The sequence below is a fragment of the Bacillus cereus group sp. N24 genome (assembly GCF_016483345.1).
GTDB lineage: Bacteria > Bacillota > Bacilli > Bacillales > Bacillaceae_G > Bacillus_A > Bacillus_A toyonensis.
Genome location: NZ_JAEHCA010000020.1, coordinates 19,999 through 37,951 on the forward strand (window position 1 = coordinate 19,999; position 17,953 = coordinate 37,951).

Sequence of the window (17,953 nt, forward strand, 5' to 3'; positions counted from 1 at the left end):
AAGAGGGGCAACTAATATATATAGGATATTCAATCAATGGATTTAGTAATGAGATTTTCATTTGAAGAAATCGTATATTTATTATGGCATAGTTATATACCTAGCCAAAGTCAACTCAATATTTTTTCTCAAACACTAAAAATATATAGAAAATCACCTTTATATGTATATAAATTAATTGAAAAGCTGCTCACAGAAATCGATATGCTGAGTAAAATTCGAACGGTTATTTCTTCTATTAATACAAATGAGATTAAATCTAGACCGACTATAGATGAGGCAATCCAATTAACTGCCGCGATGCCAGTTATTATAGCCAATTTGTATAGAAAAGAAAAAAATTTAGATTTTGTATTGCCAAGCCAAGAATTCAATCACATCGAAAATTATTTATATATGATAACTGGAAAAATACTTTCTTCTATCCATTCGAAAGTATTAGAGACTTATATGATATTAACAATGGAGCATGGACTAAATGCTTCAACGTTTGCGGCAAGAGTAATTACCTCAACAGAAACTGACATGGTTTCAGTGGTTTCCGGTGCATTAGGAGTTATGAAGGGAACATTACACGGTGGGGCTCTTTTAGTTGTTTTTAATATGTTAAATGAGATAAAAAAAATGAAATATGCAGAATCTTGGATGCGAAAAAAGTTGAAGGATAAAGAGCGAATAATGGGTTTTAGTCATTGAGTATATAAAACTAACGCCCCTAGAGGGCAAATGCTCAAAGAGATTATATCCCAATATAAAGAAAATGATACATACCTAGAATTTGCGCTTTATATTGAAAAATTAGCGCTACAACTCCTAAAGGAGTATAAACCAATAAAAAATTATATACAAATGTTGATTTTTATGCAGCCTTTATTACGAATACTATAAATATAGATCCAGTACTTTTCACACCAACTTTTAGGTTAGCCGAATTGTAGGATGGAATGCACATATTTTAGAGCAAAGTAGAGATAATACAATTTTCCGATCAGAATCATTATATATAGGAGATATTAAGAACTAAATATGAATAATTATTATAGGCAATTAAGAGAAAAAATAAAAAATCATAATGCAAAAGTAGGGGTTATTGGGTTAGGTTATGTTGGATTACCATTAGCAGTGGAGTTATCAAAATCTGGTTATGTTGTATATGGGATTGACCTAGATAATAAAAAGATAGATCAACTTTTAAATGGCAATTCTTATATTATGGACATTAGCAATGAAGAAATTGAATTTATTACAAAATCATGTAATTTTACTCCTACTAGTAATTTTGAAATCATTAAGGATTTAGACGCAGTGAGTATTTGTGTACCAACTCCTTTAACTAAGTTTCAGGAGCCAGATATGAGCTATATTATTGCTGCTATGAATGAAATTAAGAAATATATGCATAAAGGTCTACTAATTACGTTAGAAAGTACTACATATCCTGGAACTACTGAAGAACTAATTGAACAAGAATTAAATAATCAAGGCTATATAGTAGGAGATGATTATTTCTTATGTTTTTCTCCTGAACGTATAGATCCAGGAAATACGTATTATAATACAAGAAACACACCTAAAGTATTAGGTGGAACTACTAAAGGATGTACCAAATTGGGAGTAGATTTATATAGTAATTTTATTAATACTATAGTTCCCGTTTCATCGCCCAAAGTTGCAGAGATGAGTAAACTTCTTGAAAATACATTTCGCAGTGTTAATATAGCTTTTATTAATGAGATGGCTATGTTGTGTGATAAATTAGGGATTGATATTTGGGAAACAGTTGATGCAGCTAATACAAAGCCATTTGGATTTATGAAATTTACTCCTGGTCCAGGAATTGGTGGACATTGTATTCCACTGGATCCTATGTATTTAGCTTGGAAGGCGAAAGGCTCTAATTTCTTTAGTAGATTTATCGATACTGCACAGGAAATTAATAAACAAATGCCAGAATATGTTTATAACAAAGTGAGTAATGCTTTAAACACCCACCAAAAGCCTATAATGGGTTCAAGAGTATTGTTACTAGGCATGGCATATAAACCGGATATTGATGATTTACGCGAATCACCAGGTTTAGAAGTTTTTGAGTTATTAAGAGATAGTGGAGCTTGTGTTGAATATAATGACCCACATGCTCGCTCATTTACAGATAAATACGGGGAAAAAGTCTCTTCAGTTGAATTAAAATATTCAAGGCTATCTGAATATGATTGTATAATTTTAATTACTAATCATAAGGCATATGATAGCAATATGGTGGTTAAGAATAGTAAGCTAATAGTAGATACAAGAAACGCTTTTAAAGAGTTTGATGATCCGAAAATTATTAAAATAGGTGTAGATATTAAAAAATAGGTTCTGGTGTAAAGATTGTATTTATTTGAAAGAGGTATATAGATTCCTAATGAAATCTATTCTTATGCAGCCATTCCGAATAGTTGATGAATTAACTTCACTTCATTTTGGACAGACTTGTCCCGTAAAATAAGTTGGCCTTTTTTAATGATATGTATCGCTTCTATTCCTGAAAGAATAGATTTAGCTGTACGAAAAGATTTCAACCCTAGCATTGAACGAACTCTCTTTTTAATAAAACGATGATCTTGCTCTACAATGTTATTAAGGTATTTTACCTGCCTTATTTGGATGCCCACAGGCATCTTTTTCTCTGTCTTCAACTCTTCAATCGCTATAGGATAGGCCGGGTTTTTCTCCACTGTAATCACACGGGGCTTTGAAACATGGAAAGCCTGCAAAGCTTTCTTGAAAAAACGCTTTGCAGCCCTATGATCTCTTGTTTTGCTTAAATGAAAATCAATTGTATATCCTTTTGAATCAACAGCACGAGATAGGTACATCCATTGACCTTTGACTTTCACATAAGTCTCATCGACTCGCCAAGAATCATTGGTTGACTTAAAATGACGTCGTACTCGCTTATCTAATTCGGGACCATAATGATGAACCTATCGCATGATAGGTGTATGAGTCAGGGATAGCCCGCGTTCTTCCATCATTTCGACTAAATCACGAAAACTGAGGTTGTACCGTAGGTACCATCTCACGGTTAATAAAATAATATCCGGTTGATAATGTTTCCACTTGAATAGATTTTGCTTTTCCATACCAATCACATCTTTTTTTAGAGTAATAGTATCAGTATGTCCAAGTCTGAAAGACTTTTTTTAGATATTTTGAAGTTTTTGCACCAGAACCTATTGAACTATCCTGCACTGTTAGTTCAAAAATAATTAAACAACTTTATTATCTCTTAACATAAGAAAACAATTATTTACGAAGCCTTCTCTTTGCTTTTTTTCGTTGATTTGTTTGACTATATTTTTTTATATGAGTGCTTTTTTTCCTATTATAATTAGGTGACTTTAATATAAGAACAGAAATAGTAGAAAAAATGCAAAATATAAGGATTGCAATTATCCACAGATTAATGTCATATTCATATAGCTTACTAAAATACTTTTTGTCACGAGTAATATAGCTTACATTACTGTCAATTGATTCGAGGGTGTAGGGAATAACCCAAAAGAAACCAGTTATCATAACAAATGTTCCAAGTATGAAACTGAGTATATGTTTTATCATGTTCTGTTCTCCTTTAAGTATGTTTACTAGTATATATGGTTTTTGTGCAAAGATTGTCTTGATTTAAATTAATAAACATTCCTGTTAAGTTGATAGTGCATATGGTGATTTCATGGAAATGAGTAATTAAATTGAATACTTTAAAAAGCGTAGAAAGATTCAATTCCTACGCTTTTTTTTCTTAATAAATATTTATCGTGGTTCTAAATCTCTTATATAAGATTTTACAGCTTGCAATAAGAATTCTTCCTGTCCCATACCTGCATCCGCTGCCACTTGCACTATTTTTTGCTTGAATTCATGATCTGCATGAAAAGTTAATGGCTCTACATTACTTTTAAAGTAAATCCCTTCTACATGTGGAAGTATCGTGCCGGATATCATATGAGAATGTAAGTATTTAATCTCTTCTTGAAATTGTAATGGCTCTACTTGTAATACGAAAGGTTTAATTTCTAATTTGATAGTATCTGATGTAATAGTCAATCGCATATTTGTGACACCAAGTTCTTTATAAAATAAGTTAATTAGATTATAAGTAATGGAATTATATAATTGAGGCTTTTTAAATGAAAAAGATAAATACCCACGTTTTGTAATTACCGCTTGTTTTTGAAGAGGTTCAAAGGAATAATCATGTTCCTTATAAGTGGATAGTGGGAAAATTTCTTCATCCTCTGTAAGAATTTTTCCATCTGCTCCATTGACCTCTATTACCCTAGCTGTTTTTCCGGTATGTAGATGTCTTAATAATTGATATAGATATATATCTTCATCTTGAATCTTAGTGATGAATGTTTTTCGCTCCTTTGTTTTAGCTTTTTCATAATCAAGCATAAAAATCTCTAGCTCTTCTTCATCGATAAGATATACTTGTTTTCCTCGTTTTTCTACCATTGTCGCAGATAATTTTCCAGATTTGATGTATGTAAAGATAGTAGATGGTGCTACATTAAGAATTTCAGCCGCTTCTTTTGTGCTAAGGCCTTTAACTTCTGCTTTATTTTTTAAGCGTTCAATATCCTCCAAATAGAAAATCTTACTTCCAAATTGTTTCCAGTTATTTTTATATACACATTCTATTAATCCATCTTTTTCTTTCTTTAATATTGTCTGTACGGTTACTCCTAATAAGTCTGCTGCCTCTTTTGTCGTTACTGTAGGTTTTGTAATAAATAATAAATCCTGTGTCATGAAAGGATACCTCCTTAACTATTGTTTACTAGTATTTTAGATATGTTTATATCATATCAGAATATGATTTATACTTAAAATAAGAAATAGAATTTATTAAAGTTCTTATACATTATTATAATTTAAAAATAGCTGTAGTTTGTCTTATATTTTAATAAGTTTTTATAGTTGGTTTTATTATAAATGTAATTTTAATGTTAAATAATAAACCATTAAAAAATATCTATTTACTAATAAATTATAAAAAAATATAAACATAGGTAAATAGAGAAGAATATATGATTCTTACTGAAAGAAAATGAATTATCATTTGTATAATAGATAGAAGTGAAATAAAATAATACTTATAGGTAATAAAGAGAATTATATTCATAATCTTCAATAGGAGAGGTGAATTCGAATTATGGGTAATAACAATTCAAAAGAAAATATACCTACTATAAACAATCAAAGTAAGTATATGGATACATATGTAGAGAATATAAGTGGTATCATTCCATTTCTGCATAACAATGGTTATGTAGATAAGGTGGAAGAGAAGATGGAGGTTGCAGAAAAAGAGGGGAAGAGTAAGTATACGTATTTAAGTGATATAGAAGTCATTTATCATTTTGTACATTTACAAAAAGATATGGATGAAAAGAAGAATAGAAAAGAGGATACGAAAAAGAGTTATGTGTCCGAAATCTTGTCATTTTGTCAGTGCATGGTGCAGCATGCAGAGGAATTCGAATTGAATGGGGAAGAGGTGCAGCAAAATGACTCTTTACTAAAAACATTACAGCTCTGGCATATTCGTAAATATAATGCTTGGTTGAAGCGGGTAGAGAACGGTAGAAATGGTGCTACGTATGCGGTCGCAACACTTGCAAAGAAAACAGTGCTCATTCGTTCTTTTCTAAAACATCTTCACGTATTTTCTTACATTGAAAAGCCTCTTCATGAAGAACTGCAGCGCGCTAATGTAAATGAACAGGATCGGCCAAATCGAGACCTATCCTATGATGAAGTGATGAAAATTTTAGGGTTTTATAAAGAACAAGGGCATTTAGTAAACTATACAATTTTACTAGCTCTAGCAAGTACCGGCGCAAGAATTCAAGAATTGTGCACCGCGAGAGTGAAAGATTTACATTATGACGGAAAGTATTGGTTAAAAGTCACAGGAAAAGGGGATAAAGTACGTGAACTTTTCATTTCTGAGCATTTATTCCAATGTATTAGCGAAATGAGACGGAGAAGAGGATTCCAAACTATATTGGATCGGGGAGATGAATGTCCTTTATTCGTAAATCAAAGAGGGAATTTTTATAATCCAAAAACGTTATCAAATCAGGTAAAAGATATGATAAAAAAGACAAATTTAGATTTTCTAAAGTATCGTGAAAATCCTGTAACGGCACATACATTTCGTCATGCTTTTGCAATCATGGCAGTTGAACAAGGAAATGCGGATTTATATCATTTAATGCAGACACTTGGACACGAAAATATCCAAACAACAAAGATCTATTTAGAGAAGCACATGAAAAGAAAGAATAATGTGGGGACTTCATTTGCGGATATGTTGGTGTGAAATTTTAATATGAAAAATTGTTTAATTATGTCTTTTTTACATAATTAAATGCATAATATTTAACATGTAAGAAGATTTAATTATATAGTTACTCAATAATCTACACATTAAGAAATGGCCAAGAAAAATCAATAAAGGTAGAGTCCTGGCGTTCATTTAGAGAAGAAATGAATGTGTTAGGAATTCAGGATTCAGATGTGTTTCAAATTCAGTTAGTGGAATATGGTAAAGAGAGAACGAAAAAGAATTCTCCTAAAAATAATAGAAGAAAATAGTTTACTTACGTATAAATATTATAATTAAGCACATGTTATATACAAATATGGTGGAGGTGCAATTATGAATATTCAAAGACACGAAAGTAATACAAATGAAATTCTTATTTCTGCTGCAGCAAGTGCTATTGAACAAATGAAGTATGAAATTGCCCGTGAATTAGGAGTCACACTTGGACCAGATACATCGTCACGTGCAAATGGCTCTGTCGGTGGAGAAATTACAAAACGCTTAGTTCGAATGGCTGAAGAGCAATTATCAGGACAACACAGATTACATTAAGTCAAAATAATAAAAGGAAAAAGGATCCATAAAATGGATTCTTTTTTCCTTTTATTTACACTAAATCCGAAAATTAGTTTTTATAACTTAAAAACGAACTTCCAGATTCCTTTATAAGAGGTTTTGTTCAATAAGGGAATACAATAAGGGCTAATTTTAAAATAATCCATTACAAGTAGATTAAGAGCTGTTTAACATATTCTTATTATATTTTATTGTTTTTTTACTAGTTTATTAAAAACTTATAATTAGTGAAGTCATCGCTTTAATTTACCATTGATATTGATCGATAAATAGGAGGCACCATTTCCTACACGGTAGCCTTTAGAAAAAAGAAGCAACTTCTACTATGATTGATGTTGTATGAGCTTAGCATGATGATGTGATGTTACACCTATAATTAAGTTGAAAAATCTCTAGTTTTGTTAGCTTAATAGAGTTACGTTTGTACTATAATTAATAAGCTTCGTTAAAGTGCAGGGAAAAAGGAAGTGAAAAATATGGCTAAATACACTGAAGAGCAATTTATATATTTTACAACAAAATCAATCTATTTAGAGTCAATTAAAGGGAACCAGGAAACATATTGGGATGAATATAGAAAACTACAAGACTGGTTGCAAGAGCAGCAACTAAGTACCAGTTTTATTAGTTGGGTTGAAAAGAGGATGAAGAAATAGTTCTTAATTTATCCTTTAGAAGTATTCCTTATATCATCATGATGAAAATGTATTTAATAAATAGGGTAAGTTAGGCATCCAGAGGGATGCTTTTTCTTTTGGCATAGAAATCCCCTTGGTGACTATATTTTAAATATAATTAATAAATAAGGTATGTGAAATTTTATAATGTGTGTAGAGATTAGATTACATTACATTTAACACAATTAGGGAAGAATGGTATATAAGATGATGGATTAAATACATATACTTTTATAAAAATGGAGGAGTGTTATGAACGCAGTTTGTAAAGAGTTTAAGCAGACCATAAACGCATTAAGTGCTGCCAACACATATTTAGATTGCTTAGTACAAACCAAAACATATCTGCACTTTCTAATACTTATCATATTTTGTATTATTACTGTTTACATACCTTTTCCATCATTCATGCTTAATTATATAAATGAATTAGATATACTGATGCACTACATAATTAAATCTGTTTATTTTTCTTTTCCTATTTCATTCGTTTTCCTATTTATAATGAGGCATCAATGGTTTTTGTTTTCTAAAAAAATCACTTTCCAGCAAATAAAAATTTCTTTTTTCTGTGCTTTCATTATTTATGCTATTATGTTGTTATTTTTAGCCGTACTAATATCTTTTACAACATTCAAAGGAACATCTAATCCTATTGGGGATGAAGGGATTACTAATATGCTTCACAAAACGCCTGGGATTGCAATTCAATTAATCGGAGAAAACATTATGTTTGTATCTATATTGTTCTTTTGGCATAAGATCATACGCTCCTTCAAAATAAGCCCCATAGCTTCAATTGCAGCCTCTTTAATATTGTCTGGAAGCTCATTTGGATTACTCCATCTTTCTACGTATAACTATAATTGGGTACAATGTTTAACTATCATTGGAATACCAGCTATCGCTCAAATGATTTTCTTTCTAATATTTAAAAATATTCATATGGGATACATACTTCACTTCAATTACAATTTAATCATTATACTTTTTAACTATATAGCTTCAATTTAAAATAATTTACCGCTAAAAATAAAAGAAAAGGCACCCCTGCTGCAAGGTACCTTTTCTAAGGGGTATAACTCATTAGCTAAGCGGCCGTTGGTTAAATATACCGCTTAGGCTATTACATGAGTTATATTTTTATTATACATTGATCATACCAAAAATATTATCATTAGTGAAATTAACATTCATTATTTTGTAATTCTAAAGCTGCCACCATAATAGATATGTAACAACATGAAGTTGGCTACATAGTCGTACTAAAGCATCACTCGCTACCTGTTGACTAATCCAGACACAGATAGTAGCTAAATCATGACCTGAAAACTTACGTTTCCGTTGTGCAAATCTATGTTCTCTAGCAAGTTTTTCTATAAATGAAGGAGCAAGATGTTCATATAATTCTTCAGCAAACAATTATAGTTCACTTCGAATCAAAAGATTCATAATAAACGCCATCCTTCCTGTATATTTTCACAAAAAGAATAGCATTTTTTTACAATTGGAGGTATCTCAACCCCTTAAGTTGATGGGCATGGGTATCGCCAGTATTTTAAAAACATGCTAAGAAAAATACCCAGCAATAAAAGTTAGCTTTGTGTAATATCTATAGAAAATATTTGTTCAAATTTCTTTGTTCCATTAGGAGTGAGTTTGATTGCTCGTGACTTTGGTACTCTTTGAATCCAATTTAATTGTAATAACTTTTCTAATAACGCATTTCCTAGACATCCAGCAAGATGATGTTCTCTTTCTGTACAATCTAAGCAAGCCTTTGCAAATATTCTTCGGTTTTGTGTAATTTCATTAATATCAATACCGAGTTCTTTAAAAAATTCTTGACCAGTCTTTGTTATATGAAAGTATAGATCATTTTTAATTAAGTATCCTTTATCTAGTAGGGAATTTGTAATAGCCACACCTAACTTTCCGCCCAAATGATTATAGCAGGTACGAGCACGTCTAAATTCACTTGATTAAGATGATTGACGCAAGGGCTTGATTTTTTCTTGAGGACTAATTACAAGAAGTGATTCAAGAATTTTTGATATTTCTGAATTAAAAATTCTGTAATAACTATGTTTTCCATGTTTTTTTATAGAAAGGATTCCTTCTTCTTGCATTTTTGATAGATGATAGGTAGCTGTTTTAGGTTTTATCTTGGCAACATGAGCCAATTCACTAGCAGGATAGGCTTTACCGTCTAATAAATAGGATAATATATGTACTCTTGAATCAGAACGTAGTAATAAATCCACTTTAGAAATATCCATTTTTCACACTCCTAATAAAATAAGTAAATTTCCATGCTAATCTAATTTTCAAAATGGTAAAATTGTTACAAGATAGTATTTTAGGGGGAAGATAAAATGAATGACATGTTAATAAAGTCAAAGATATTTAATGATTATCATCAAGATTCTTCCATATTAATTTTACCAAACGCCTGGGATGTTATGAGTGCAAAGATATATGAAGACTTAAACTATAGAGCTATTGGAACAACTAGTGCAGGAATTGCAGCATCTTTAGGTTATAGTGATGGTGAGCAACTGCCATTTGAATCCATGCTTGATGTTATCGAGAAAATTACACAATCTGTAAATATTCCTGTCAGTGCAGATATAGAATCTGGATATGGCGAAACGATTGAGGAAGTATTAGAGAATGTAAGAAAAATTATAGCTAGCGGTGTTGTAGGGATAAACTTAGAAGATAGTAAAAAAAATCATATATATTCCTTATACGATACGACATATCAGCAAAAGAAAATTGAGAGTATTAAAAATGTGTCTATTTCAGAAGGGGTTCCTCTTTTTATAAATGCACGTACGGATGCATATATACTTAACAATAATAGAGTTGAAGAGACGATGAAACGTGCACAAGCATACAAAGATGCTGGCGCAGATGGAATTTTCATCCCTGGATTAGCCCAGAAAGAACATATTCACATGTTTACTAAAAAAATAAATTTACCACTTAATGTTTTGATTCATGACTCAACACCATCTATTCCAGATTTAGAATGTTTAAATGTTAGTAGAATAAGTTTTGGGTCTGGAGCATATAGAGCTACTATTTCTACTTTACGAAAACTTGCATCGGAAGTAATTACGAAAGGGCGGTATGAAACCATGACTAATGAAGTTATATCCTATGAAAATATGATGGATTTCTTCATAAAAACTAAATGATATTTAATTTAAGTGTTTATATTTTTAGTTGAGTAGGCTGTTGCAAAGCAGTTAGTTAAACAAAAACCGATTTATCCCTAGGTAAATCGGTTTTTGTTACTGAAAAAATTTTTAAGATTTTCGGTATCCTAAGAAGCATAAGATATTAAAGAGTAATAATCCGCCTGCAATAAACCATGAATATCGAAAGGCTTGGATAAGCCCATCTGTTCCTAAATAGCTTTGTGTACTCATGAATGTTGCAGCAACTGCTGCACCAAAGGCAATTGCAACATTTTGTAACATGCGTTGTATGGCTCCAATGGATCCTTGTTTTTCTTTTGAAACAGATGCCATGATTGAAGCGATATTTGCTGGTTGGAAAATGCCACCTCCAATACCGTATAGAAACAATACACTAGCTAATAGATACGGTGACCACTGTGCTTCAATAAAACTTAAGCCGACAAATGCTATAAACATAACCCCTAAACCTATGCTCATAAATAAGGTTGTTCCAAAGCGCCCCATGAACTTCCCAGCTATTCTTGAGAAGATTACTAGGCCAAGTGGAGCTGATAATAAAACAAAACCTGTTTGTAAAGGAGTTAATGACGTGAAATTTTGTAAAAAATATGGAGGGACGATAAAAATAATTGCTGATGCCACCCCAAATCCTATCGTTGCAAGTATTGGGACAATAAAGGTTGAATTAAGAAATAAATGTACATCTATAATAGGATGCTTAGTGTTGGATTCATGGAATATGAAAATACCTAATAAAATAATAGAAGCGATTATATATCCCCAAGTAGGTATACTTACCATTACTTTGTTTGCTCCATGGGATAAGCTGAAAAGAAATAACAAGGCACTTAAAGTAAAGTATATATTTCCTAACACATCAATAGGAGCTGGATGTTTTTCCTCTTTTATAAATCGAGAAATTTTATAACAAGCCCACAAACCTATTAAACATAATGGGATGTTAATCCAAAAAATCCATCGCCAACTTCCTAATGAAATGAAAAGCCCACCTGCTGTAGGACCTAAAATTGGTCCTAAGCCTATCATTACCCCTAAGGTACCTAATGCATGATTGCGATTTTCAGGACTGACAAGAGTTGTAATAAGTGCAGCAGATGTAGCCTGTAATGCAGCAGCACCAACACCCTGAATAGCACGAAATACAATTAATTGCCACATCTCTTGAGCTAATCCACATAGTATAGAGCTAATTAAAAATATGAAAAAACCATATAAACATATTCGAAAACGACCTACACGATCACTAATTTTTCCAAATAAAAGGATAGTTGCACTCAGTGCCATAACATATATGGTAACGCTCCATGCTGTTATAGTTACTGTTGAATGAAACTCTTTTTCTAAATAAGGTAGAGCAATATTAATAATCCCTGTATCTAAAGTTGATAAGAACATCCCGATACCAGCAATCAGAATGACTAATTTTTCACTAAAAAGGGGGAGTTTACGATTTATAACCAAATTTGTATTATCCATTAAATTGACACTACCTGTTCATTATGTTCTTGTTCATCTATTTGTGTGCTGGTTGATAAAACATCATTTATAATCATTTGTAAATGAAGCCATCCATCTTTTGTAGAAACAAGAATCTTATTGTTATGTTCACGAAATACACCAATACTTTGAATTTGTTGAGGATATTCTGTTCTTTCAGCACTTAAAATCCGGATTTTTTCATTATATTGATTAAATGCCAAAGCTCCTTGTGGATACCCAGCGCGAATAGTGCGGAGTATGGATTCTATATCCTGTTCCCAATTTACAAAATAATCTTCTTCTTTTGGTTGACTATAATAGGTTCGATTAGACAATAATTGCAATTTTGAAGTGAAATCATTATTTTTAATTTTTTGAAGAACTTGTTTTAGTAAAATAATGGATTGTTTAAAATGTGTCTCTCGAATTTCTAAAGCCGTTTCAGTCCCTGACATCACAACTGGCAATTGAGCTAAAATAGGACCGGCATCAATTTCTGGTACGACTTGGATACATGAAACGCCACCTTCTTTTTCTCCACTTTTAGCCATCCAGAAAAAAGGTGCTAATCCAGCATACCTAGGTAATGGGCTTGGGTGAAAATTTATAGTATCTTCTTTAAGAATAGATAAAATATCTTCTTTTAGGATTTTTTGGTAATTAGCAATAATAAAATAGTCAGCATTATAATTTTTTAATAATTCTACTGTGTTAGAATCATTCAGTTTATCCGGTCGTAACACGGGAATGCCAATGTCCTTGGCTTCTTTTTCTAAATCAACTTGATCAGGTTCTCCAATATAATAAGAACATAACTTTCCTTCGGGACTAGTTACAAGAGCTTCTACGGAAATAGAAGGCTCTTGTATTAATTCCTGAAGAAACGGTAAACCAAATTTTGAATTAACTTCTGAGAATAAAATGACTTTCGTTACAGGTCGAATCATTCAGACCACCACTTACCATGGACAATTTTAGATTGCCAAGCCATAGTATCAAACATAGCGTATCCTGGTAATTGTTGAGCACCTGGCAATTGATCAAGTTCTGTAATAGCTAATGCTAATCGTTCTGCTAAAACACCTTCTGCAAGCGGTGGGCATCCAGCAAAAATAGGCATTCTCTCTAAATCGATAAACCAATGGTCTAACATTTCTTTACTTGGATATGAAGGCATTTCAGGGATAAGGCGTTCCATAAGTCGTTTAATAACCTCTGGAGTCATTGCAGCATCTTCAGGAATATCATATACTTCTTCGATAGGCATAGAATCTTTTGTGTATTTATAAATATATGTACCATGAGCAACTGTAGGAACCTTTAACATGAATTTACAACGGTCTGATTTTCGAAAAGCACGATGTAATGCATATCGGTTACGAATTTCGTAAAAATCCATCTGGTCTAAAACGTAATCACAATCCTTCATAAATTCTTCAGCGCTTTCAGGAGTAATCCCCTCTGGATATACCTCTATGTTTACATCTTTCGTAAGATTGTAAGTCATTTCAGCAACAACTTCAGCTTTATTTTTTCCTAGATGATCCAGATCAGCACCCATTTGTCTATTCATATTCGTAACATCAAATGTATCTGGATCTGCAAGTTTTAGATTTCTTACTCCCATTCTAACAAGGCGTGCAGCAAGTGCTCCTCCAATACCACCAGTTCCTGCAATTCCAACAACAGCATCACGTAGTTTTTTCTGTCTTTGTACTTGTTCTTCCTCGGTGCTGCCTAACCATCCAAGGCTTCGGTTTACGCGCTCCCAATACATCTCGTTATCAAATGCTTCTGATTTGTACATAAGTCTTTCGTTTTGCTTTAACATAATAAATTTCCCCCTTAAGTGTTTTTACTTTCAATGTAATGATAAAATAAAATTATCTTAATAATCTATCGATTTCGTTTTTATCAAATCGTTTAAGGAGAGAGTATTAATATGGGAATTGAAATTATATTTCCTCCGTATATAGCAAATAACAAAGAAACGCTGTTACAACGCATTCAATTTTCTTTTTCACCTTTGAATGAAATGTTTCGAAGCATGCATGTATTAAACAATCCAAAACATCACGGGATTCACTTACCATGGGTTATTGAAGCTAAAAAAAACTTAACAAATGATATGCAGAAGGATCTACAATATTTTAATCTATGCTTTGAACTAGGAGTTCCACCCACGCTTCTTCCTGGAATCTACAAATCTGTATTCACAATTGAAGAGGAGATAGAATTACTTGCTAAAAAATTAACTGTTAAAAATGCTCGTAAAATTCTACATGAGTTAACACTTGTCTTTGAACACAGGGAAAATCGATTTATACCTAGTTTAGCTAAAGGGATTGAATGGACAGATTTTTCTTTCAGTAATAAGAGTGATATACTCGAGGATTTAAAGAGGCGACCACTCCTTGTATTCCGTAGGTTGCTAAATTTTCTAACAGATTATTATCAAACAATTTTCTCGGCTATATGGGAAGATTTAAAGAGTGAATTATTAAATGAAATTGTAGAGCAAACTACCTTACTAAAAACAAAAGGATTTTCAGCATTTATTGCTTCTTTATCCTCAGAGCGCATTTCTTGGATTGATAATAAAAATAAATTGTATCTTCACAAACCATTTAAAACAATTTATCAGATGAAAAGTGATAAATCTATTATTTTTATGCCTAGCTATTTTGTTTGGCCTCATTTTTTTGTAGACGAAATAAAAGAGGGGGTTGTTATTGTTTATGATTCTTCAGTAGCAAGAGAACAGGCATTCCCAGAACAACCGATTGAAAAAATGGTAGATATTTATCGAGCTTTAGGGGAACCTTCTAGACTGCAAATTTTGAGGATATTACAGGAACGTTCATTAACCACCCAATCCTTGGCACAAATTTGTCATTTAAGCGAGGGTGCGGTTTCTAGGCACCTTCAAGTACTAAAAAAGGCGAAATTGGTTACCAGTAAAAAAGATGGGAAATATGTATTATATAAAAGTCAAAAAAATATTATTCAAATTCTATCAAAGCTAATTATGGAAGCTACGGTAACCTAATGGTACACAAATATATATCAAAATCTAATTTCAAAGCACAAATGATATGTTCAAAAGATGGTCTGAAGAAAAATTAGATGTAATTATAGAGAGTTATGGTAAATGGGAGATTATCAACTTTATAGGCGAAATATTTAAAACCTTTTATTGAATAATAGTTTCTTCAAATAAAGAAAAAACATCTGAAAAGAATGCACTATTTATTAAAGGTTGTATTTCTTGTCCCGACATTTTTAGACATGAAATGTCGGTTATTATTGTTTGTTATGTATTAAAGTAAATATTTGAAAGGAAGTAAACTTATGGATTGGCTAGAAAGAATGAATAATGCATTAGAATACATTGAAAATAGCTTGGATGAAGACATAGATTATAAGAAAATTGCAAAGGCAGCTAGTTGCTCTGAGTTTCATTTCTCCAGAATGTTTTCATCAATTTCAGGTGTATCACTTTCAGAATATATTAGACGAAGACGGTTAACTCTTGCAGCATTTGAAATTCAAAAAGGCGATATTAGAATTATTGATGCAGCTATTAAATATGGTTATGTTTCTTCTGATGCTTTCTCACGTGCTTTTAAAAAAATGCATGGAATAACTCCTTCTAACGCTCGTAATAAAGGAGTACAGTTAAAAGCTTTCCCGAAAATTTCCTTTCAAATTTCTATAAAAGGAGATACCGAGATGGAGTACAGGATTGAAAATCTTGATTTCGAACTAAGAATTGTAGGCAAGAGTAAGCTCGTAAAGACAAGTAGTGCATTTAAAAAAATCCCTACACTTTGGAACAATGCGAAAAAAGATGGGTTTATGCAAGAATTGATAGATATGTCATGGGAAAATCCGAAATGAAAACTGGAAAGTCTTTTGGGAGTTTGTGGAAAAGATACTACCATAACAGATGAGGAGTTTTCCTACTTTATGGGAGTACGATACGATGGGGAAGCACCAAATGATATGGAAACCCTTGTTATTCCTGTGAGTACATGGGCAGTTTTCCCAAACATAGTGGATGTATGGAAACGTTTATACTCTGAGTGGGTTCCAACTTCTAAGTATGAACTAGCAAATTTACCATGTATAGAATGCTATTACGGCCCAAAACATAAACCAAGGCATGAACTTTGGGTTCCTGTTATACCAAAATAAAATTTGAATTATTATTCGTATAGTAAAATAATAACGCTAAATTCAGGATATTAAGCGTTTTTGATATATGAGAATGGATATTATATGAAATTTAATATTTAATTCTCACGAAAAAATAATTTATCAATCATAACAAAAGCATACTCCAAGTAGTGCTTTTGTTATGATTCATTTTTTTGTATGAAGTCCGACTGTTTCCACAGCCTTCTTCAATTGACCAAGACATTATATATGCTGGAAGAAAGATACTCCCATCATATATAATGCACTTTCACATCTAGATGTTCCAAATAATTATAACTTAACTCATCGAAACAAAAAGGCACCATCACAAGAGAGGCCAGTTGACGTGAAATTCGTTAAAGGAAGTTAAAAATTTTTAGTTTATTGCTCAATTAAAGTACCCCGCTAGTTAAAGATTATTGTACAAATCTCCTTGTGCCAACTCTTCATCAATAGATTGAGTTCTAAAAATCTATAGGATCCATTTACCAGCGTAAACATAGTATTTTTTTAATAAGCCTTCGAAGGTTACGTCAGTAGCATGACTTTCTTTGTTTTCTATGGTTAACATGTTATTTAAAACCTCACTTTCAATTTAATGCCTGTAGTATATAGAAACCAGAAAAGTGGATTTTGTAACAGTTTTTCTAGTTTTTTATTATGTACTTAAAAAGGATTTCATTTAATTAAAAGGGAAATGCAATAAAAGCTACTGAAAAAGCTCAAAACTAGTTCTTTATTAGTAGTTTTCTATATATGTACAAAAAATAGATAGTTTGCCTCTGAAATGTTTGAAAACATACAATTTTTTGTTTATGGTAATCCAAATTTATAAAACAATTAGTTACTGTATTTTATAAGTAGTTTTGATTTTTGACGTACATTTAATTATTTAATCTAAATAATATAATTAAATTGATTCCCAATCATATAGTTAGTATACTAACTATATGATTGGCATGCTAACTAAAGGGGATATACATGGATAATTTAGGATATTTATTAAATAAAGTAAGTGTAATGACAAAAACGGAATTAACAAATCAATTAAAAGAATATAAGGTAACCGCTCAACAATGGGCCGTTTTAAAGGATATTTCGCTTCATCCAACTGGAACAACACCTGCTATGATTGCAGAAAGATTATTTGCTGACCGCCCAACAGTAACAGGAATTATTCAAAGGTTATTGCAAAAAGATTGGATTCTTACTAAGCATAATCCAAATGACAAACGCTCACACCTAGTATTTTTAACAGATAAAGCAAATTCATTACTAAATGAATTAGAGCATATCAGTAATGATGTAATTAGGATCTCTATAAAAGATATTCCAAAAGACGAGATAGAAATAACAATCGGTGTTTTACAAAATATGATTCAAAATTTAAAACTAAAATAAAGGATGAT

18 protein-coding genes and 3 pseudogenes are annotated in these 17,953 nt (G+C 31.6%); 12 read left to right on the top strand and 9 right to left on the bottom strand.

The window, feature by feature from the left end; genetic code table 11:
* The first annotated feature begins 36 nt into the window (after window positions 1-36).
* From JDS95_RS23100 to JDS95_RS23110, 3 genes are all read left to right on the top strand, one after another.
* Window positions 37-696: a citrate/2-methylcitrate synthase gene (locus JDS95_RS23100; RefSeq protein WP_097825627.1), complete on the top strand. Its 660-nt coding sequence runs from the start codon at window positions 37-39 to the stop codon at window positions 694-696.
* A gap of 176 nt (window positions 697-872) precedes the next feature.
* Window positions 873-938: a hypothetical protein gene (locus tag JDS95_RS32020; RefSeq protein ID WP_353830767.1), complete on the top strand. Its 66-nt coding sequence runs from the start codon at window positions 873-875 to the stop codon at window positions 936-938.
* An 88-nt stretch (window positions 939-1,026) separates the two neighbouring features.
* Entirely contained in the window at window positions 1,027-2,358 is a 1,332-nt protein-coding gene (locus JDS95_RS23110) for a nucleotide sugar dehydrogenase (RefSeq protein ID WP_097825626.1), read from the top strand.
* A 62-nt stretch (window positions 2,359-2,420) separates the two neighbouring features.
* Here JDS95_RS23110 and JDS95_RS23115 read toward each other — a convergent pair.
* The 3 genes and pseudogenes from JDS95_RS23115 to JDS95_RS23120 form a co-directional block, all read right to left on the bottom strand.
* Window positions 2,421-3,128: pseudogene (locus tag JDS95_RS23115) on the bottom strand (IS6 family transposase).
* A gap of 163 nt (window positions 3,129-3,291) precedes the next feature.
* Complete coding sequence (locus JDS95_RS31200) at window positions 3,292-3,606, bottom strand: hypothetical protein (RefSeq protein ID WP_000589780.1); 315 nt, start codon at window positions 3,604-3,606, stop codon at window positions 3,292-3,294.
* A gap of 192 nt (window positions 3,607-3,798) precedes the next feature.
* Window positions 3,799-4,800 carry a helix-turn-helix domain-containing protein gene (locus JDS95_RS23120; protein ID WP_097825625.1) on the bottom strand — a complete coding sequence of 334 codons (1,002 nt, stop codon included), beginning with the start codon at window positions 4,798-4,800 and terminating at the stop codon, window positions 3,799-3,801.
* Window positions 4,801-5,203: 403 nt separating this feature from the next.
* Between JDS95_RS23120 and JDS95_RS23125 the strand changes: the two genes are divergently transcribed.
* From JDS95_RS23125 to JDS95_RS23140, 5 genes are all read left to right on the top strand, one after another.
* Window positions 5,204-6,376 carry a tyrosine-type recombinase/integrase gene (locus JDS95_RS23125; RefSeq protein WP_000527886.1) on the top strand — a complete coding sequence of 391 codons (1,173 nt, stop codon included), beginning with the start codon at window positions 5,204-5,206 and terminating at the stop codon, window positions 6,374-6,376.
* Window positions 6,377-6,471: 95 nt separating this feature from the next.
* Window positions 6,472-6,651: a hypothetical protein gene (locus JDS95_RS31870; RefSeq protein ID WP_226534347.1), complete on the top strand. Its 180-nt coding sequence runs from the start codon at window positions 6,472-6,474 to the stop codon at window positions 6,649-6,651.
* Between the two features lie 64 nt (window positions 6,652-6,715).
* Entirely contained in the window at window positions 6,716-6,934 is a 219-nt protein-coding gene (locus tag JDS95_RS23130) for an alpha/beta-type small acid-soluble spore protein (RefSeq protein ID WP_001025757.1), read from the top strand.
* Window positions 6,935-7,434: 500 nt separating this feature from the next.
* Entirely contained in the window at window positions 7,435-7,614 is a 180-nt protein-coding gene (locus tag JDS95_RS23135; RefSeq protein WP_001151985.1) for a hypothetical protein, read from the top strand.
* A 273-nt stretch (window positions 7,615-7,887) separates the two neighbouring features.
* Window positions 7,888-8,649, top strand: a complete 762-nt coding sequence (locus tag JDS95_RS23140) for a hypothetical protein (protein WP_000994665.1) — start codon at window positions 7,888-7,890, stop codon at window positions 8,647-8,649.
* A 219-nt stretch (window positions 8,650-8,868) separates the two neighbouring features.
* Here JDS95_RS23140 and JDS95_RS23145 read toward each other — a convergent pair.
* The 3 genes and pseudogenes from JDS95_RS23145 to JDS95_RS31210 all read right to left on the bottom strand — a co-directional run.
* A pseudogene (locus tag JDS95_RS23145) lies at window positions 8,869-9,057 on the bottom strand (IS4 family transposase); the annotation flags it as partial.
* A 173-nt stretch (window positions 9,058-9,230) separates the two neighbouring features.
* Window positions 9,231-9,560: a hypothetical protein gene (locus tag JDS95_RS31205; RefSeq protein WP_001018788.1), complete on the bottom strand. Its 330-nt coding sequence runs from the start codon at window positions 9,558-9,560 to the stop codon at window positions 9,231-9,233.
* Between the two features lie 57 nt (window positions 9,561-9,617).
* On the bottom strand, window positions 9,618-9,914 hold the full coding sequence (locus JDS95_RS31210) for an ArsR/SmtB family transcription factor (protein WP_000355293.1): 297 nt from the start codon (window positions 9,912-9,914) through the stop codon (window positions 9,618-9,620).
* Window positions 9,915-10,010: 96 nt separating this feature from the next.
* On the opposite strand from JDS95_RS31210, the gene JDS95_RS23155 reads away from it, so the two are divergent.
* Window positions 10,011-10,838, top strand: coding sequence for an isocitrate lyase/PEP mutase family protein (locus JDS95_RS23155; RefSeq protein ID WP_000999229.1), 828 nt, complete (start codon window positions 10,011-10,013; stop codon window positions 10,836-10,838).
* A 111-nt stretch (window positions 10,839-10,949) separates the two neighbouring features.
* Here JDS95_RS23155 and JDS95_RS23160 read toward each other — a convergent pair whose 3' ends face one another.
* From JDS95_RS23160 to JDS95_RS23170, 3 genes are read right to left on the bottom strand one after another with little or no spacing between them, the layout of a single operon-like run.
* Window positions 10,950-12,341, bottom strand: a complete 1,392-nt coding sequence (locus tag JDS95_RS23160; RefSeq protein WP_000370707.1) for an MFS transporter — start codon at window positions 12,339-12,341, stop codon at window positions 10,950-10,952.
* Complete coding sequence (locus tag JDS95_RS23165; protein ID WP_000620927.1) at window positions 12,341-13,291, bottom strand: methionyl-tRNA formyltransferase; 951 nt, start codon at window positions 13,289-13,291, stop codon at window positions 12,341-12,343. Before JDS95_RS23165 ends, JDS95_RS23160 begins: the two co-directional genes overlap by 1 nt.
* Window positions 13,288-14,175, bottom strand: a complete 888-nt coding sequence (locus tag JDS95_RS23170; RefSeq protein ID WP_000917706.1) for a ThiF family adenylyltransferase — start codon at window positions 14,173-14,175, stop codon at window positions 13,288-13,290. The genes JDS95_RS23165 and JDS95_RS23170 overlap by 4 nt, the downstream gene beginning before the upstream one ends.
* Window positions 14,176-14,286: 111 nt before the next feature.
* Between JDS95_RS23170 and JDS95_RS23175 the strand changes: the two genes are divergently transcribed.
* The 3 genes and pseudogenes from JDS95_RS23175 (at window position 14,287) to JDS95_RS23185 (ending at window position 17,945) form a co-directional block, all read left to right on the top strand.
* Window positions 14,287-15,393 carry an ArsR/SmtB family transcription factor gene (locus tag JDS95_RS23175; protein ID WP_000510645.1) on the top strand — a complete coding sequence of 369 codons (1,107 nt, stop codon included), beginning with the start codon at window positions 14,287-14,289 and terminating at the stop codon, window positions 15,391-15,393.
* A gap of 302 nt (window positions 15,394-15,695) precedes the next feature.
* A pseudogene (locus JDS95_RS23180) lies at window positions 15,696-16,541 on the top strand (AraC family transcriptional regulator).
* A 984-nt stretch (window positions 16,542-17,525) separates the two neighbouring features.
* Window positions 17,526-17,945 (top strand): MarR family winged helix-turn-helix transcriptional regulator, encoded by a 420-nt coding sequence (locus JDS95_RS23185; RefSeq protein ID WP_000369269.1) that lies wholly within the window; start codon window positions 17,526-17,528, stop codon window positions 17,943-17,945.
* Window positions 17,946-17,953: the final 8 nt, after the last annotated feature.

Bases quoted from the DNA above. Each gene is read 5' to 3' on its own strand.
- JDS95_RS23185 (WP_000369269.1), top strand. From the start codon at position 17,526: ATGGATAATTTAGGATATTTATTAAATAAAGTAAGTGTAATGACAAAA.
- JDS95_RS23165 (WP_000620927.1), bottom strand. From the start codon at position 13,291: ATGATTCGACCTGTAACGAAAGTCATTTTATTCTCAGAAGTTAATTCA.
- JDS95_RS23155 (WP_000999229.1), top strand. From the start codon at position 10,011: ATGAATGACATGTTAATAAAGTCAAAGATATTTAATGATTATCATCAA.
- JDS95_RS31200 (WP_000589780.1), bottom strand. From the start codon at position 3,606: ATGATAAAACATATACTCAGTTTCATACTTGGAACATTTGTTATGATA.
- JDS95_RS23135 (WP_001151985.1), top strand. From the start codon at position 7,435: ATGGCTAAATACACTGAAGAGCAATTTATATATTTTACAACAAAATCA.
- JDS95_RS23160 (WP_000370707.1), bottom strand. From the start codon at position 12,341: ATGGATAATACAAATTTGGTTATAAATCGTAAACTCCCCCTTTTTAGT.
- JDS95_RS23175 (WP_000510645.1), top strand. From the start codon at position 14,287: ATGGGAATTGAAATTATATTTCCTCCGTATATAGCAAATAACAAAGAA.
- JDS95_RS23125 (WP_000527886.1), top strand. From the start codon at position 5,204: ATGGGTAATAACAATTCAAAAGAAAATATACCTACTATAAACAATCAA.
- JDS95_RS31210 (WP_000355293.1), bottom strand. From the start codon at position 9,914: ATGGATATTTCTAAAGTGGATTTATTACTACGTTCTGATTCAAGAGTA.
- JDS95_RS23100 (WP_097825627.1), top strand. From the start codon at position 37: ATGGATTTAGTAATGAGATTTTCATTTGAAGAAATCGTATATTTATTA.
- JDS95_RS23140 (WP_000994665.1), top strand. From the start codon at position 7,888: ATGAACGCAGTTTGTAAAGAGTTTAAGCAGACCATAAACGCATTAAGT.
- JDS95_RS23110 (WP_097825626.1), top strand. From the start codon at position 1,027: ATGAATAATTATTATAGGCAATTAAGAGAAAAAATAAAAAATCATAAT.
- JDS95_RS23130 (WP_001025757.1), top strand. From the start codon at position 6,716: ATGAATATTCAAAGACACGAAAGTAATACAAATGAAATTCTTATTTCT.
- JDS95_RS23170 (WP_000917706.1), bottom strand. From the start codon at position 14,175: ATGTTAAAGCAAAACGAAAGACTTATGTACAAATCAGAAGCATTTGAT.
- JDS95_RS23120 (WP_097825625.1), bottom strand. From the start codon at position 4,800: ATGACACAGGATTTATTATTTATTACAAAACCTACAGTAACGACAAAA.